General features: G+C 40.4%; 15 protein-coding genes. All 15 read right to left on the bottom strand.

Features of this window, described 5'->3' with window-relative positions; translation table 11 throughout:
* Position 1: 1 nt before the first annotated feature.
* A complete protein-coding gene (locus EO116_RS05480) occupies positions 2–763 on the bottom strand; it encodes an ABC transporter permease (protein WP_127160975.1) in 762 nt (253 codons plus the stop codon).
* Between the two features lie 133 nt (positions 764–896).
* Positions 897–2,786 carry a SpoIVB peptidase S55 domain-containing protein gene (locus EO116_RS05475; RefSeq protein WP_127160974.1) on the bottom strand — a complete coding sequence of 630 codons (1,890 nt, stop codon included), beginning with the start codon at positions 2,784–2,786 and terminating at the stop codon, positions 897–899.
* A 32-nt stretch (positions 2,787–2,818) separates the two neighbouring features.
* On the bottom strand, positions 2,819–3,109 hold the full coding sequence (locus tag EO116_RS05470; protein WP_127160973.1) for a biotin/lipoyl-containing protein: 291 nt from the start codon (positions 3,107–3,109) through the stop codon (positions 2,819–2,821).
* Positions 3,110–3,269: 160 nt separating this feature from the next.
* Entirely contained in the window at positions 3,270–4,286 is a 1,017-nt protein-coding gene (locus tag EO116_RS05465) for a rod shape-determining protein (protein ID WP_164726080.1), read from the bottom strand.
* A gap of 127 nt (positions 4,287–4,413) precedes the next feature.
* Positions 4,414–5,670 (bottom strand): UDP-N-acetylglucosamine 1-carboxyvinyltransferase, encoded by a 1,257-nt coding sequence (murA, locus tag EO116_RS05460; protein WP_062401434.1) that lies wholly within the window; start codon positions 5,668–5,670, stop codon positions 4,414–4,416.
* A 174-nt stretch (positions 5,671–5,844) separates the two neighbouring features.
* Entirely contained in the window at positions 5,845–6,807 is a 963-nt protein-coding gene (glpX, locus tag EO116_RS05455) for a class II fructose-bisphosphatase (protein ID WP_062401433.1), read from the bottom strand.
* A 23-nt stretch (positions 6,808–6,830) separates the two neighbouring features.
* Positions 6,831–7,475, bottom strand: a complete 645-nt coding sequence (fsa, locus tag EO116_RS05450) for a fructose-6-phosphate aldolase (protein ID WP_127160971.1) — start codon at positions 7,473–7,475, stop codon at positions 6,831–6,833.
* A gap of 13 nt (positions 7,476–7,488) precedes the next feature.
* Positions 7,489–8,766: a serine--tRNA ligase gene (gene serS, locus EO116_RS05445; RefSeq protein ID WP_009353820.1), complete on the bottom strand. Its 1,278-nt coding sequence runs from the start codon at positions 8,764–8,766 to the stop codon at positions 7,489–7,491.
* Positions 8,767–8,983: 217 nt separating this feature from the next.
* Positions 8,984–10,504, bottom strand: a complete 1,521-nt coding sequence (gene lysS, locus EO116_RS05440; RefSeq protein ID WP_009353797.1) for a lysine--tRNA ligase — start codon at positions 10,502–10,504, stop codon at positions 8,984–8,986.
* 27 nt (positions 10,505–10,531) lie between these two features.
* Entirely contained in the window at positions 10,532–11,005 is a 474-nt protein-coding gene (gene greA, locus EO116_RS05435; protein ID WP_062401428.1) for a transcription elongation factor GreA, read from the bottom strand.
* A 172-nt stretch (positions 11,006–11,177) separates the two neighbouring features.
* Positions 11,178–12,353 carry an iron-containing alcohol dehydrogenase gene (locus tag EO116_RS05430; protein ID WP_127160970.1) on the bottom strand — a complete coding sequence of 392 codons (1,176 nt, stop codon included), beginning with the start codon at positions 12,351–12,353 and terminating at the stop codon, positions 11,178–11,180.
* 31 nt (positions 12,354–12,384) lie between these two features.
* Entirely contained in the window at positions 12,385–13,407 is a 1,023-nt protein-coding gene (locus tag EO116_RS05425; protein WP_164726079.1) for an aldose epimerase family protein, read from the bottom strand.
* A gap of 8 nt (positions 13,408–13,415) precedes the next feature.
* Positions 13,416–14,378, bottom strand: coding sequence for a GTP 3',8-cyclase MoaA (locus tag EO116_RS05420; RefSeq protein ID WP_127160968.1), 963 nt, complete (start codon positions 14,376–14,378; stop codon positions 13,416–13,418).
* Positions 14,371–14,823: an MOSC domain-containing protein gene (locus EO116_RS05415; RefSeq protein ID WP_127160967.1), complete on the bottom strand. Its 453-nt coding sequence runs from the start codon at positions 14,821–14,823 to the stop codon at positions 14,371–14,373. Before EO116_RS05415 ends, EO116_RS05420 begins: the two co-directional genes overlap by 8 nt.
* A 161-nt stretch (positions 14,824–14,984) precedes the next feature.
* Positions 14,985–16,304 carry a nucleobase:cation symporter-2 family protein gene (locus EO116_RS05410; RefSeq protein WP_127160966.1) on the bottom strand — a complete coding sequence of 440 codons (1,320 nt, stop codon included), beginning with the start codon at positions 16,302–16,304 and terminating at the stop codon, positions 14,985–14,987.
* Between the last annotated feature and the right edge of the window lie 72 nt (positions 16,305–16,376).

Here is a 16,376-nt window from a genome sequence, read left to right as displayed (position 1 = left end):
CCTAGAATAATAAGACTGATAAAAAGTAATTTAATATAAACACTAAGATAATACTAGTTACGACAGAACTAGTAGTAGCATACCCAACAGCAGTCGCCCCCATATCTGTGTACATTCCTTTATAGGATCCCACTAAGGCAATCACCGCTCCGAACACACAGGATTTAATTAATCCGTACGTCAAATCAGATAGGATAGCAAAAATTTGTATGGAATCTAAGTAGGTAGAACCGGCTAGTCCTTTCACCATGGTAGCTACTAAGTAACCTCCGCCAGTTCCAATGAGAACTCCATAAAATGTCAGGATTGGTACCATAATCATACAAGCCACGACACGAGGCACTACAAGATATCCGATAGGGTTCACTGCCATCACCTTAAGCGCATCAATTTGTTCTGTCACTTTCATCGTTCCTAGCTCTGCCGTTATAGCTGCACCCACACGACCTGCTAAGACAACGCCCACTAAAACGGGACCCAATTCACGCCCCATGGCAATGGCCATAATACCGCCTACGGTTCCCTGTGCTCCATAACGAATCAGTACATCCGCTACTTGTAATGTCATAACAGCGCCTGCAAAAAACATAGTCAGTGATAAAATCGGCAAGGAATGCACTCCTAAGTGCGCCATTTGTTCAATTGTCAGCTTCCAATTTATTTTTGGTAATTGTCCTATGGTCCTCCATAGTAACAGCATGGCCTCTCCTATTTGCGATAGGAAAAAGATTATTTGCTTACCAATCCATGTTAACCAAATCATAATTCCTCCTGAGTATTTGTATCAACTTTCAGTATATCACAAAACTCTTTGAATGTGCAGTAGTACCATAAGAGTTTTCAAAAATAAGAGCAGGAAATGATGAGGTATCACTTCCTGCTCTCTTCAGATGAGACTATTTAGTTTTCTTTTTGTCTGACTCTTCTGCTTTTACTTTTTCTTTTAACTTTGAAAGTTTTTCTTTGATACGTTGTTTACGTAAATGATCTCGATCTTTTTTATCTACCACTTGTACCGTAAACTGTCCATCACCTAAGACAACATAATCCACTACTACTCTTGTAGCTTCATTATTTTCTTTTTCGTCGTCATCAGATGCTTTCAACCCTTTTTTATGTTTTCCCCCATTTGGCAACTCATCATCGTCCACATCTTCCTCATCTGCTTCTAAGCGTTGCTTTTTCGCCTTGTCCCCAGACTCTTCCACCATACTGATATCGTCGGCTAAAAACTCTACCACAATTTGGTTATTCTGATCATCTTCACTGAGATCTTTGAAGTATTCATCAAAGTTTTTATGCACTTTCAATCGCTCTACAATTTCATCAGTCAAATTATATTTTTGTTTTTCAAACAAATATGGCAAAGGAATAACGCCACCGCCACGCACTTCAAGCGTATAGCTTCCTAGCTTTTGATCGTCTGGCACTTTAAAGATAATTTCTCGTTGAATCTTTCCTTCACGGTAAGCTTGTAAGTTTGCAGTAATTACAATATTATCACCAGGAGATACAATAACTTGGTCTGCACTAGCATCGATAATCGTAGCTGTACGTTTTGCTTCTTCCACTTGTACATCCACTTGAATATCACGGATTTCATAGTCTTTGAAAGCATTGTTCATTAAGCTTTCTACAATATCGAATAATTCATCGATGGATTTTTCAGACACGGAATTACTAGAATACACCATATTGCGGCGTTCTAAAGTAGGTAACTTTGGATCTACTGGTGTGATCTTAATATTGATCTTAGCCGTACCACCACCGACACGGTCTAATGTTTTATTCAGTAAACTATACACAGAGGTAGCCACTAAGGTTGGTGTCAATTTAGAAGATTCCACCACAGTCACAGCTGCATTTCGCTCTACTCCACGATCTAAATCCCGAAGCTGCATGCGCACAGGAACACCTTTCCCAAATACCCCAACAGTACCCGCAATACCTGCCCCACGGTCTTCTGTAATGACACCTACTTCTCGACCTAAGGACCCCAATTTAAAACCAGAGTCCATACTTTTTACGACAGTAAAGATACTAGAATTATTCATGAAGTATCCAGTAGAGCCCCGTTTGTCAAATGGATGACCAAAGGCAACCACTTTATCCTTATCTACATAAGTAACGGTGCCTACTGCACCCATCTTCAAATCACCTTTTACAAGCAACGCTGCTATGGAGCCACCAGGCACCATTGGTTTCACAATGTCATCTGTACTATCACTAGCCGTAGCATATCCTTTATAACCAAAATCCTTAAATTTTGTACCTAGATACGATAGGGAGGCTTCATCATAGCCATCCGCCATCAATGGTGTTCCCAATGGAATCAACTGTGTATCTTTCCAAGGATTTGGTAAATCTTTTTGGTACTTCTCATCCCATAGTTTTACCATTTGATCGATCGGTGTGACCATTCCCAAAGTACCATCTGTAAATCCCCAGCCATAAGCAACGGCACCTACCAATTTTCCATCAATGTATACAGGGCTACCGCTCATACCATGAACAATACCACCAGATGCATCAATGATAGGACCTGATACTTTTACCAAGATTAAATCTCCTGAAGGACCACGTTGTTTCATCACCCCTAGAACTTCAACTTGGAAGGAATCAATCTTGTCACCTTGTACTACTGTATCCGCATGTCCTACCATGCCACGATGTAAATCTTCTACTTTCATAAATTCTATTGCATGAGCACTTGTAAAAGTAGCCCCACACAATAAGAGCGCCAGCACACCCTTCGTGTACCGACGCCAAAAACGATGTAATTGCATCTATATCGCCTCTTCTTATTGATTATTAATGATTAGTTATTGATCACTGTTATAATTTGACCACGTTCCACTGTAGCACCTGGCTCCACAGAGACTGTTTGTACCACACCATTCACAGTGGCACGGGATGCTACCATAGGTCCCCCTAATGTTTGCACTGTAAGCAAAGGATCTCCTTCTTTCACAGAAGTTCCTACACTGACCACAGACACTACTTCACCAGATAACACTGTTTCATGATTCACTGGTGCTGCTTCTGCCGTAGCTGTCACAAATAATGCTGCTAACAATACCCCCAAACTATATAGAAAAACTTTTTTCATATATATACACCTCCTACATTTTTCTTCCATGTATAGTATATCATATTTTCAAGAGTTCGAACAATTAATTCCTAGTAAAACAGTGCACTTTGCACATTATCACTTTTACTAGCTATAGTATATACCCCTTATATGAAAGAATCATGAATACAAGCATATACTATCGCAATTCTTCCAAGGTATCTCGCAACTGATTCAACTCTGATAAAGCTTTTCCTGTACCTAAAATGACAGAATATCTAGGATGCTCCACCACATAAGCAGGACGCCCCGTTTTTTCTGTAATCATACGATCTAAGCCACGAAGCAAAGAGCCTCCTCCGGTCAAGATAATACCATGATCATTAATTTGCGCTAATAACTCTGGCGGTGTTTTTTCTAAAATACCAATAATCCCTTCAATAATATCTTGCACAGGTCTATCCAAAGCAAACTTCATATCTTTTGAGGTAATTTCCACAGCACGCGGTAATCCTGTCACACTGTGCCGACCTCTAACGATAGCACGTTCCTCTCCAGATCTTGGATCTACGGTACCCACTTCAATTTTTAGATCTTCTGCCGTCAAGGGACCTATAAGAAGCTTTTTCTTCCGCTTCATGTATTGTAGTAACGCTTCATCAAAGGTATCGCTACCGATGCGTAAACTTTCACTGACTACCACGCCAGAATCACAAATGACAGCAATATCTGTGGTACCACCGCCTATATCGACCACCATAGCGCCCACTTGTTCAGCCTTATCTAAGCCAGTGCCAATAGCCGCTGCTAAGGGTTCTTCCATAAGCACTATTTTACGAGCTCCTGCTTGTAAGAGCACTTCTAAAACAGCCCGCTTTTCCACGGGTGTAATACTGGAGGGAACACAAGCAATCATACGGGATCGAATTAGCCCAGATACAGGCACTACACGACGAATAAAGTAACGCAACATATAAGCCGTTGTATCATAATCGGCAATGACGCCCCCTTTTAAGGGCTGAATCACTTCAATGCCCTCTGGCGTCCTACCTAAAATGGCTCGCGCTTCATGACCTACGGCAATCACTTCTCTAGTCTTTGTATCACAAGCCACAAACCCTGGCTCATCTAAAACTATACCTCGGCCTTTGACATACATCACTACGTTAGTGGTACCCAAATCGATACCAATATCAGTAGTCCATAGAAGGCTCATTTTTTCAAGAAATGATAGAGAGCGACTTTCGCGCTTAAAGGACGTTTGCTTGGTAGTCGTTCCTATTGGTTTTCTACGTACACGACGTTGTTTCCGTCTATCCTCTCTAGTTTGAGGCTGTTTTGGCTTACTCGTCCACCCGAACAATGTTAGCACCTATTCCTTTTAATTTTGTAACTAAATTATCATAGCCACGATCAATATGCGTCAATTGCCCCACTTTGGTCACCCCAGAAGCAGCTAAGCCTGCGCACACAAGAGCCGCACCACAACGTAAATCAGTCGCTTCTACTTCAGCACCTACCAATTGTTCAACACCGGTTACGATAGCTTTACGATCATCTACCTCAATGGAAGCACCCATTTTTTTCAACTCATCCACATGCATAAAACGATTTTCAAAGACTGTTTCCATCACAGTACTTGTACCTTTGGCAATCGTCGTCATAGCCATAAATTGAGCCTGCATATCTGTAGGGAATCCAGGGTATGGCAAGGTTTTAATAGATGTTGCTTTCAACTGTCCATTACTGATAACACGAATACCATCAATATCTTCTTCTACCGTAACACCAGCTTCTTTTAACTTAGCTACCACTGGCTTTAAATGCTCCGAAAGGGCATTTTCTACATATACATCGCCACCAGCCATAGCTGCAGCAATTAAATAAGTACCCGCTTCAATGCGGTCTGGAATCACTGTATGCACAGCACCTTTTAATTCTTTGACGCCTTCAATACGAATCACATCTGTACCAGCACCGCGAATATTAGCACCCATACTATTTAAGAAGGTAGCTAAATCAACAATTTCTGGTTCTTCTGCAGCATTTTCAATGATTGTTTTGCCTTCTGCAAAAGTCGCTGCCATAATTACATTTTCAGTGGCCCCTACACTTGGGAAGTCTAAATAAATTAAATTACCTTTTAATCCTTCTGGAGCCTTTGCTTCTACAAAACCTTCTCCCATAGTGATAGTCGCACCTAGTGCTTCAAAAGCTTTTAAATGCAAATCGATTGGACGACTACCAATCGCACAACCACCTGGTAAGGCAATACGAGCTTCTCCTTTGCGCGCCAATAAAGGTCCCATCACTAAAAAGGAAGCACGCATACGACGCACTAGATCATAAGGCGCCTCAGTAGCAGAAATTGTAGACGCATCAAAAGTAATATTTTCTCCATCTTTTGTTACTTTCACACCAAGGGATGCAATCACATCGCAAATAGTATGAACATCTTCCAAATCTGGAATTTCAAGCAGGGTGCTTGGAGTAGACGCCAATAAAGTCGCTGCAATAATTGGTAGTACCGCATTTTTTGCACTACTTACTCGAATACGACCTTCTAAAGGTGTACCTCCTTGAATAATAAGCTTTTCCAACTGAATTCCTCCTAATCTTATTTATAGTTATCGTTTAACGGTGATACCCTATCACCTTTCAAACATGTTTTGACTGACAAACATTCATACTCTAGTATACTAAATCTTTCCTCTATACGCAAGAAAAAGACCGCCTTTAGACGGTCCTTTCTATAACAGTTATGTGTATTCTATTTATTTTACTTTCATAGATAATTTTTTATCCAATCGATGGATAGTATCTACAAAACGAACGGTTCCCGTTTTATACCGCATCACTACGGAGTGAGTACGAGCACCACCAGGGAAGTATTTAATAGAAGATAATACATTGCCTTCTGTAATGGCTGTGGCAGAGAAGATAACATCATCACCACTTACTAAATCATCGATGGTCAATACTTTGTTAAGGTCAGTAATACCCATTTCATGACAACGACGAATTTCTTCATCTGTAGCTGGTTTTAAACGAGCTTGCATGTCCCCACCTGTACATTTTAAAGCAGCCGCTGCCAGTACCCCTTCTGGAGCTCCACCAGTACCTACAACCATGTGAATACCAGAGCCTTCTAAACCACATTCCATAGCTGGGTTTACATCACCGTCTGTAATTAAACGAATACGAGCTCCGACAGCACGACATTCATCCATCAACCCTTGGTGACGTTCACGATCCAACATAACGACTGTTAAATCATCGATAGCACGTTCCATTTTTGCGGCAACACGGCGCAAGTTTTCAGTCATGGATTCATTCAAGTCGATTACACCTTTGGCGCGTGGTCCTACACACAATTTTTCCATATACATATCTGGAGCATGCAATAAACCGCCTTTTGGTGCAATGGCCAATACAGCAATGGCACCATTTTGACCTTTTGCAATTAGATTCGTGCCTTCAATAGGGTCTACGGCGATATCTACTTCTTCTCCGCCTGCCCCAACACGTTCACCAATATATAACATTGGTGCTTCATCAATTTCACCTTCTCCAATCACAACAGTACCAGAAATTGGCACTGTATCGAAGGTTTGTCGCATGCCATCAACAGCTAATTGATCCGCTGCATCTTTGGCTCCACGACCACATAAACGACCACTTTTTAATGCCGCTGCTTCTGTAACACGAACAAACTCTAAGGCTAATGTGCGATCCATTTTGACCCTCCCACTTGTGTCTACTATTTATTGGCTGCTTCCCAGTCCGCTAGAAAACGTTCTAATCCTGCATCTGTTAATGGATGTTTTAAAGATTGTTGTAACACATTAAACGGTACTGTAGCAATATGTGCACCTGCTTTGGCACATTGTGTCATATGCATAGGCGTACGAACGCTAGCCGCAATGATTTCTGTTGAAATATTATGAATCATAAAAATTTCAGCAATATCTTCGATTAATTGGATTCCGTCCATAGAAATATCATCTACTCGACCAACGAAAGGGCTTACATAGGTAGCACCTGCACGGGCTGCCAACAAAGCTTGGTTAGCGGAGAAAATTAATGTTACATTCGTTTTAATTCCCTCTTTAGAAAGCACAGCTACTGCTTTTAACCCCTCTGCTGTCATTGGCACTTTAATCACTACATTATCACCCAACTTAATTAATTCATGGGCTTCTTTCACCATTTCTGGTGCTGTTGTAGCAATGACCTCTGCGCTCACTGGTCCCTCTACAAGATCAGCAATTTGTTGAATCACTTCGTGTAAGTCACGTTTTTCTTTCACGATTAAAGACGGGTTTGTTGTTACCCCTGCAATAAAGCCCATTTCATAGGCTGCTTTAATATCATCAAAATTAGCTGTATCAATGAAGAATTTCATAGCGGACTCCTTTCTAAGCCTCTGGATGAATATGAGTTAAACCACCCATATATGGTTGAAGCGCTGTTGGAATGCGTACAGAGCCATCTGCTTCTTGATTATTTTCCAAAATCGCAGCCACTGTACGACCTACAGCTAAACCAGATCCATTTAATGTATGTACAAATTCTGGTTTACCTTTTTGTTCACGACGGAATTTAATATTACCACGACGTGCTTGAAAATCCGTCATGTTTGAGCAAGAAGAAATTTCACGATATACCCCTTGGCTTGGCATCCAAACTTCGATATCGTACGTTTTAGCAGAACCAAATCCCATATCACCTGTGCACAATGTAATAACACGATGTGGTAATTCTAACACTTGCAAAATACTTTCTGCTTGCGCTGTTAACGTTTCTAATTCTGCAAAAGATTCTTCTGGTTTTGCAAATTTCACTAATTCTACTTTATTAAATTGATGCTGGCGGATTAAGCCACGTGTATCACGGCCAGCAGACCCTGCTTCGGCACGGAAACAAGCTGTAAATGCTGTATAATATTTAGGCAATTCATCAGCTGACAAAATTTCATTGGCATGATAGTTTGTCAATGTAACTTCTGCGGTCGGAATGAGGAAGTAATTTTCCCCTTCCACTTTATACATATCTTCAGCAAATTTTGGCAACTGACCTGTATTCGTCAAAGTTTCACGAGTGACAATGTAAGGCGTCATCATCTCTGTGAAGCCAGCACTACCATGCATATCTAACATAAAGTTAATCAATGCACGTTCTAATCGTGCACCAATCCCTTTGTAAATAGTGAAACGAGCACCACTTTCTTTAGCAGCTCTTTCAAAATCTAAAATTCCTAAGGATTCTCCTAGGTCCCAATGCGCTTTTACGTCAAAGTCAAAAGAGCGAGGCGTACCCCAACGGCGTTGTTCGATATTTTCGTTTTCATCAGCCCCTACTGGTACAGAAGCATCACACATATTAGGTAACATCAAAGCCACTTGTTGTAATTCTGTTTCCACGTCACGCAATTTAGTATCCAATGCACCGATTTCATCACCTACACGTTGCATTTCTGCAATTTTATCATCTGCATTTTCTTTATTGCGTTTTAATTGGCTGATTTCTGCCGTTACTGCATTACGCACTGCTTTCAATTGTTCTACTTCTTGGATGATAGCGCGTCTTTCATCGTAGAACTTCACAAAGCTAGCTAGGTCGCCTGTTGTATGACGACGATCTAAGTTTTCTTGTACCGTTTCAATATTCTCACGGACAAATTTTAAATCCAACATAATCATGACCTCATAGAATTCATTTAAGTACTTAATTAATCTACCTTTAATATTAGCACATTTGCTATTACTTTTCTACCTTAATAGGCATTTACTTGGGCAATTTCCCCTTACCCTTTCTCCATCTCTGAAAGGATAACAAAACAGCGACCAAACTCATTTCTGTTTAGTCGCTGTCCATCTACGCACCTCACAACATCCTGTGCGTATACATATATTATTCTTCTGCTGTTTCTTCCTCTTCTACTTTCACCGCTTCTGGTTTCATGAGAGGGAATAACAATACATCACGAATGGATGCAGAGTCCGTTAAGAACATGACTAGACGGTCGATACCGATACCCAAACCTGCAGTTGGCGGCAAACCGTATTCCAAAGCTGTGACAAAGTCTTCATCCATACGATGGGCTTCATCATCACCCGCTTCACGTTCTTTTAATTGATTTTCAAAACGTTGTTTTTGATCGATTGGGTCATTTAACTCGGAATAGCCATTTGCCAATTCACGACCATAAATAAAGATTTCAAAACGTTCTGTAGTCAATGGTTTCTCACGATTTTGTTTTGCTAGTGGGGAAATTTCAACTGGATGTCCATATACTACAGTTGGTTGCATCAAGTTTTCTTCTACATATTCTTCAAAACACAAATTCATGATTTTACCAATACCATCGGCTTCACCATATTCTACATTTAAGCGATCTGCAATTGCACGTGCTTCACTCAAGGTTTCAATAGCATCAAAGTCTTCCCCAGTGTATTGTTTAATACCTTCTTGCATAGTGATGCGATTCCATGGTGGAGTCAAATCAATATCCATGCCTTGGTAGTTAATTTTTGTTGTACCAAGTACTTCTTGTGCACAGTAGGAAACAACCCCTTCTGTCAATGCAATAGCATCTTCAAAGTTACCATAGGCCTGGTAGGATTCCATCATAGTAAATTCTGGGTTATGACGAATAGATACGCCTTCATTACGGAAAGAACGGTTAATTTCATATACGCGCTCTAAACCGCCAACGATCAAACGTTTTAAGTATAATTCAGGGGAAATACGCATATAGATATCAATGTCTAAGGCATTATGATGCGTAATGAATGGGCGTGCTGCCGCACCGCCCGGAATAGCATGCATCATAGGAGTTTCTACTTCCATGAATTGCTTGCTGTTTAAATACTCTCTAATTTTCGCTACGATTTTCGTACGTTTTACAAATGTATCACGAACGCTTGGATTTACAATTAAATCCACATAGCGTTGGCGATAGCGAAGTTCTGTATCTTTCAACCCATGCCATTTTTCTGGTAATGGACGAAGGGATTTAGACAATAAAGTCAATTTGTTGACTTTCACTGTAATTTCGCCTTTTTGTGTTTTAAACACATGGCCCTCGATACCTACAATATCTCCCATATCAAGCATTTTTACATATTTGTAATCCTCTTCTCCCATAACATCTTTACGGAAGTATACTTGAATATCGCCAGATAAATCGCGCAAATTAGCGAAGGCTGTTTTACCATGAGAACGAATTGTCATCAATCGACCAGCAATCACTACTGGTTGACCATCAAAATCACGGAATTCATCCTTAATTTGGAGTGCCTTATGTTGAACAACAAATCGTTGTCCAAATGGATAGATATTATCCTCTTCATATTGCGCCAACTTTTCGCGGCGTACCAACATTTGATCGTTTAAATCCAATTGTTCTGGCACATGTTTTTCTTCGCTCATGAGGGGCCTCCTTATACTTCTTTACCCTTATTGAATGCTTAATATTTTGAAACTCACCATACCATCTGGTGTATTCACTTCTACTTTGTCACCTTTCGCTTTTCCTAAAATCGCCACGCCTACAGGGGATTCATTAGAAATACGATTGTTGAAAGGATCTGCTTCAGAAGAACCTACAATAGTGTAGTCTAATTCTTCATTAAACTCTTCGTCTAACAAAGTTACTTTACTACCTACTGTCACTGTATCGCCTTTTACATTTTCATCAATGATTTTAGCCGTATTAATTTTATTTTCCAATTCAATAATGTGACCTTCGATGAAAGCTTGTTCATTTTTCGCATCATCATATTCAGAGTTCTCTGAAATATCACCGTAGGAAATAGCAATTTTAATACGCTCTGCCACTTCGATTCGACGTACAGATTTATAATAATTTAATTCTTCTTCCAGCTTCTTCAACCCTTCGGCTGTAAGTAAGGTTTCTTTTACCTCTGCCATGTATGTCTCTCCATTTCTATTCCTCATATACAGAAAACAGTGCCACATGACACTGCCTCCCTTATGAAAAAGTTACTTAAATTTCTTATTAACAATAGCTATAATTATACTGACTTCTCTTGTAAATGTCAATGTGAAAGCCTATACTTGTACGACACACATGGAGTTTACCCTATTTTTTATAGACACTTTCATAGATAGCTAACGCATCCTTAGGTGTAAGATTACTATATGCTGTAGGATAACGAACACAACTATTAGCAATATCCGATAAGGATTCTTTTGGAATCCCTACTTCTTCCAAAGTAGATGGCACCCCTATTTCTTTGAAATATGCTTCTAAGGCTTCGATACCAGCTAATGCATAGTCTGTATCACTCATAGTGCCTTGTTCAATGCCCCACACTTCCTTAGCAAAACGCATCAACCGCGCTGTAGCATTGGGCAAAATCCAACGCAAATACGCTGGATGCATAATCGCCAGACCTGCGCCATGAGGAATATCATAAAAAGCTGACAGGGCATGCTCTAAGGCATGCGTCATCCAGTCTTGATCTTTGCCTAATCCTAAGGAACGATTCAAGGCTAAGGTAGCCCCCCACATAATGTTAGAACGAGCTTCATAATCTTCTAAGTGTTCCATGGATTTTCTGCCATTGCGCACGATATTTTTAAAAATTCCCTCGATGGCAGAATCTGTCAAATTATCATCATCAGGTGTAGATACATATTGTTCCAATAAATGGGACAACATATCTACGATGCCATAGGCAACTTGCTCTCTCGGTAACGTGTAGGTATAGGTAGGGTCTAACATAGAAAATTGTGGAAACAAAGCCGGTCCATAACCGCTTAATTTTTTCTGTGTTTCCCAATCTGTAATAACACCACCATTATTCATTTCACTGCCAGTAGCTGCCATAGTTAATACTACACCAAATGGCAATGCCTCCATCACAGGCTGATGGTCTAAAAAGAAAGTTTGCCAAAAGTCAACCGTATCTGGTAAGGTAGCACCACCTGCAATGAATTTAGTGCAATCAATAACAGAACCACCACCGACGGCTAGAATAAAATCAATAGTATGTTCTTTGCATAAGGCAATACCTTCACGCACTTTCGTAGTTCGTGGATTTGACATAATACCACTTAACTCAAACACTTCCTTACCTGCTTGTTGTAAGGCTTCTTTTACCGTATGATAAATACCATTCTTTTTAATACTACCTCCACCATAGGTAAGTAGCACTCGTGTTCCATAGTGACTTAATTCAGCTGTTAGTGATTCCTTCACGCAGTCTTTGCCAAACACTATTTTGGTTGGATTATGGTAAATAAATGATTTCATTCGACCCTTGTCTCCTTACTAGTAAATACGCCTATCGATGATAGAATGAATAGGCAATTGTTCTTTCATAGACTGCATCTGCTTTAGTCTTGCTTTCACCATTCATATTAATATCATTCGGCACAAATTGTGGCTCAATGGCAATGCCTGCATGACTGCCATAATGGCGTTCTCGGCCATCTTCGTTTAACCAATTCCCTGTATATACCTGAAAGTGTGGCGCATCTGTATGGAATACCGCTGTCACATCCTTACCTTGCAACACTGCAAAAGGCACAACAGAATCTTCTGTACTATGTCCTTCTACTGGAGCCGTTAGAAAATCATGATCATATCCTTTATATTGACTTAAATCATCAGCATAATACTCCAACGCTTTTTGAAGATCCATTCCTTTTCTAAAGTCAAATGGTGTTCCATCCACAGACGCCGGTTCCAATCGCGGGATTTGGTGGTCTCCAAATGGCATATACTGCTGAGCACCTAATTCTAATACATGGTTCGATAAGTCACCTTCTCCATGTAAATTGAAGTATACATGATTCGTCAAATTCACAAAGGAATCTTCTGAAGTTGTGTAGGCATACGTGACTACTAACGTCTGTTCTACTAATTTAAACACCGCTTCTACATAGAGATCACCTGGGAATCCATCTTCTTCAGATGTAATAGAATGCGATAGATGTACCACTGTATCAGTACAATTTTCCTCCACTACATCCCATAGACGATGTCCAATATTGCCTTTGCCACTATGTAATAAGTTGGGGCCATTATTAGCTGTTAGCTGATGAACTGTACCATTCCACGTATAGGCAGCATTGGCAATACGATTCGCCACACGCCCTACAGTAGCACCTAGTTGTCCATGCTTTGTTTCATACTCTTGTACAGAATCATAGCCCAATGCTAAATGGCGCTGCAACACTTTATCATAGACAGCGACAATGGTAGCACCATAATTGCTAATTTGTACTTGCAGTACATCATTTTCTATTGTATAGACATGAGCCTCTTGGCCTGTTTGTAGTTGTCCAAAAGATTCTACTTTCATCATAACTCCTAACCGCCGATACGCCACATAGGACGTTCCACTTTTTCAATGGAATTTCCATCATGACTCGCATATCGACCTTGTAATGCCTCTTCAATGCAATGCAATATAGTGTGTGGCGTTCCGCCATTTTGTATAAGTCCACGCAAGTCTAGATCGTCATCACGTAACAAACATAAGCGTAGTGAGCCATCAGCAGTGAAACGAATGCGATTGCACGAGGAGCAATATTGATTGGACAAAGGAAAAATAAAGCCAATTCGTTGTCCATCTGGCAATTGGAAGTATTGAGCTGGTCCAAATCCCAATCTATCTGTAACCGGCATTAACTCAGATCCCACAATACGTTCAATCTGTGCCTTCCACTCTCCAAAGGTAGGCACATGACTTTGTTTCCCTTGGAATGGCATATATTCAATAAATCGCCACACCACATCCCATTCTTTTCCATAATGCAACAAGGTTTCCACTTCCTTGTCAGAAAATGGTGCTTGCACTACAGTATTGATTTTTATATTTTGAAAACCCGCCGTCTTTGCAGCATCTATACCACGAAGCACGCCAGCTAATTGTCCATTACGACCTACAGCTTTGGCAAAACCCTCTTCTTCCACAGAATCTAAACTAATATTTAATCGCTGTACCCCTGCTATAAATAAACGTTTCGCCTGAGTTTCTAATAGACTACCATTTGTAGTCATAGAAATATCGGTAAACCATTGGCGTTCCTGTATATGCTCTAACAAGTCATATAGATGTGGATACAATAAGGGCTCTCCCCCTGTTAAGCGCAAAGCTTTGACGCCTCCTAAGTGCAACGCCTCTAACAAAGGCAACCAAAAGCTTGGAGGCAACACAGGCGCCATAGCTTCTGTAATCTCCTGAGGACGACAATAGGCACAACAAAAGTTGCACGCTTCCGTTAAGGAGATACGTGCATACTCAATAACACGCCCTTGGCTATCACGCATTGACTGGCTCCTCAACAATACGAACTGCATCGCCTACTTGAATCTTTCCGCCTTCTAGAACTCGGCCAAAAATTCCTTGTGTAGGCATAATGCAACTTCCTACTTGTTGCATAATTTCGCAACCTTGATGGCACTCTTTACCGATTTGAGTCACTTCTACAATCGTTTTACCTAAGGCTAATTTAGTGCCCACTGGTAATTGGAATAAAGTCAATCCTTCTACAGTAATATTTTCTGCAAAATCTCCAGGGTTCACATCAGCCCCACTTCTACGCATTAATTCGATACTTTCAATACCAAGCAAGCTCAATTGACGATGCCACGGGCCTGCATGAGCATCTCCTTCAATACCATGATTGACTACTAACTCCGCTTCAGGGATATTTGTTTTCTTTTGTCCTTTTGCTCTGCTAATTGAAATAGCAATAATTTTTGCGTCCATTATATCTCCTTAGATTATTATATTTAAAAATACCTATATAGTTCTTATTATATCACGTTTACGCAGTAAATCTATAATAAAAAGCACGTCATCTTGAGAAATAGCCAACGCATTTTCTTTAGAGACGTGCTCATTCTTTCAGAGCCCTTTACAGGTGAAAGCAATTATTCTTTTGTATCTGTATGACCTAGTCCGTTAAAGACCATGTTTAATACAACAGCTAAGATGCTGCCAAAGGTAATGCCGCTTTCAAAAATAATCTTCGCAGCAGGTGGAAAATTATGATAAAACTGAGGAGCTCCGATAGGAATCATAGCCACACCAATGCTTAAAGCCACAATCACTAAGTTATGATTATCCTCATACTCAACCTTTCCTAATGAACGGATACCACTAGCAATAATCATACCAAACATAGCAATCCCTGCACCTCCAAGCACTGGGCTAGGAATGGATGCTACCACGGCAGCCAATTTAGGGAACAATCCTAAGACCATTAAGATCACACCAGATGTAGCTACCACGAAACGGCTTTTCACATTAGTCACTGCAATCAAGCCAATGTTTTGTGCAAATGCCGTATAAGGAAAACTATTTAAAACGCCACCAATACAAGTAGACAACCCATCCGCTTGTAAACAAGAACTTAGTGTTTTCTTGTCCACTTTTTTATCTACGATTTCACCTATGGCAATGGCGTCTCCTGTGGTCTCTACCATACAAACAGACATTACCACAAGCATGGCGATGATAGAACTCACATCAAAGGTAGGTATACCGAAAGCAAGTGGTGTCACTAAGCCTAACCAGTCGGACTGGCTCACCTCAATAAAATTCACTTCCCCTAAGGCATAGGCAATCATAGTTCCACCTAATAACCCAATAAGAACTGACAAATTACTTACAAATCCTTTAGCAAATCGATTCACTAACACTACGATGAGTAAGGTTAACCCGGATAGCCACAAGTTAGTAGCGCTCGCATAGTTCGGATCTTCTGGATTGACACCAGCGATCCACATAATCGCTACGGGCATTAAACTAATGCCAATAATCGTAACGATAGTCCCCGTTACCACCGGCGGAAATAATCGAATAAGACGACTAAAATAAGGGGCGATGAAAAAAGTAAATATTCCTGCCACTATAATAGCGCCATACACAGCTGGTAAACCATGTTCTGTTCCGATAATAATCATAGGTGCTACTGATGCAAAGGTAACCCCTTGAATCATAGGAATGCGTGCACCCACAGATCCTACTCCCAAGGTTTGAATCAGTGTGGCAATACCACAGGCAAATAAATCAGCATTAATGAGGCGAATTAAATCCTGCGTAGGTAAGCCTAATGCATTTGCTAGAATGATAGGAACAGCTACCGCCCCTGCATACATAGCCAATACGTGTTGCAATCCATAGGAAAACAACTTAGATAGGGGTAACATTTCGTCAACAGGATGGACCTGCTTAGCGATTTCACTCATGCCATTTCTCCATTCTTTAATACATTTTATTAAGAAGTTATACTAATTATAATACTTTTATATTAAATCATA

The sequence above is a fragment of the Veillonella sp. VA137 genome (assembly GCF_003992015.1).
In the GTDB taxonomy this organism is placed as follows: domain Bacteria; phylum Bacillota; class Negativicutes; order Veillonellales; family Veillonellaceae; genus F0422.
The sequence above is the reverse complement of the archived record's forward strand: the minus strand, read 5'-3'. Positions and strand labels throughout refer to the sequence as shown.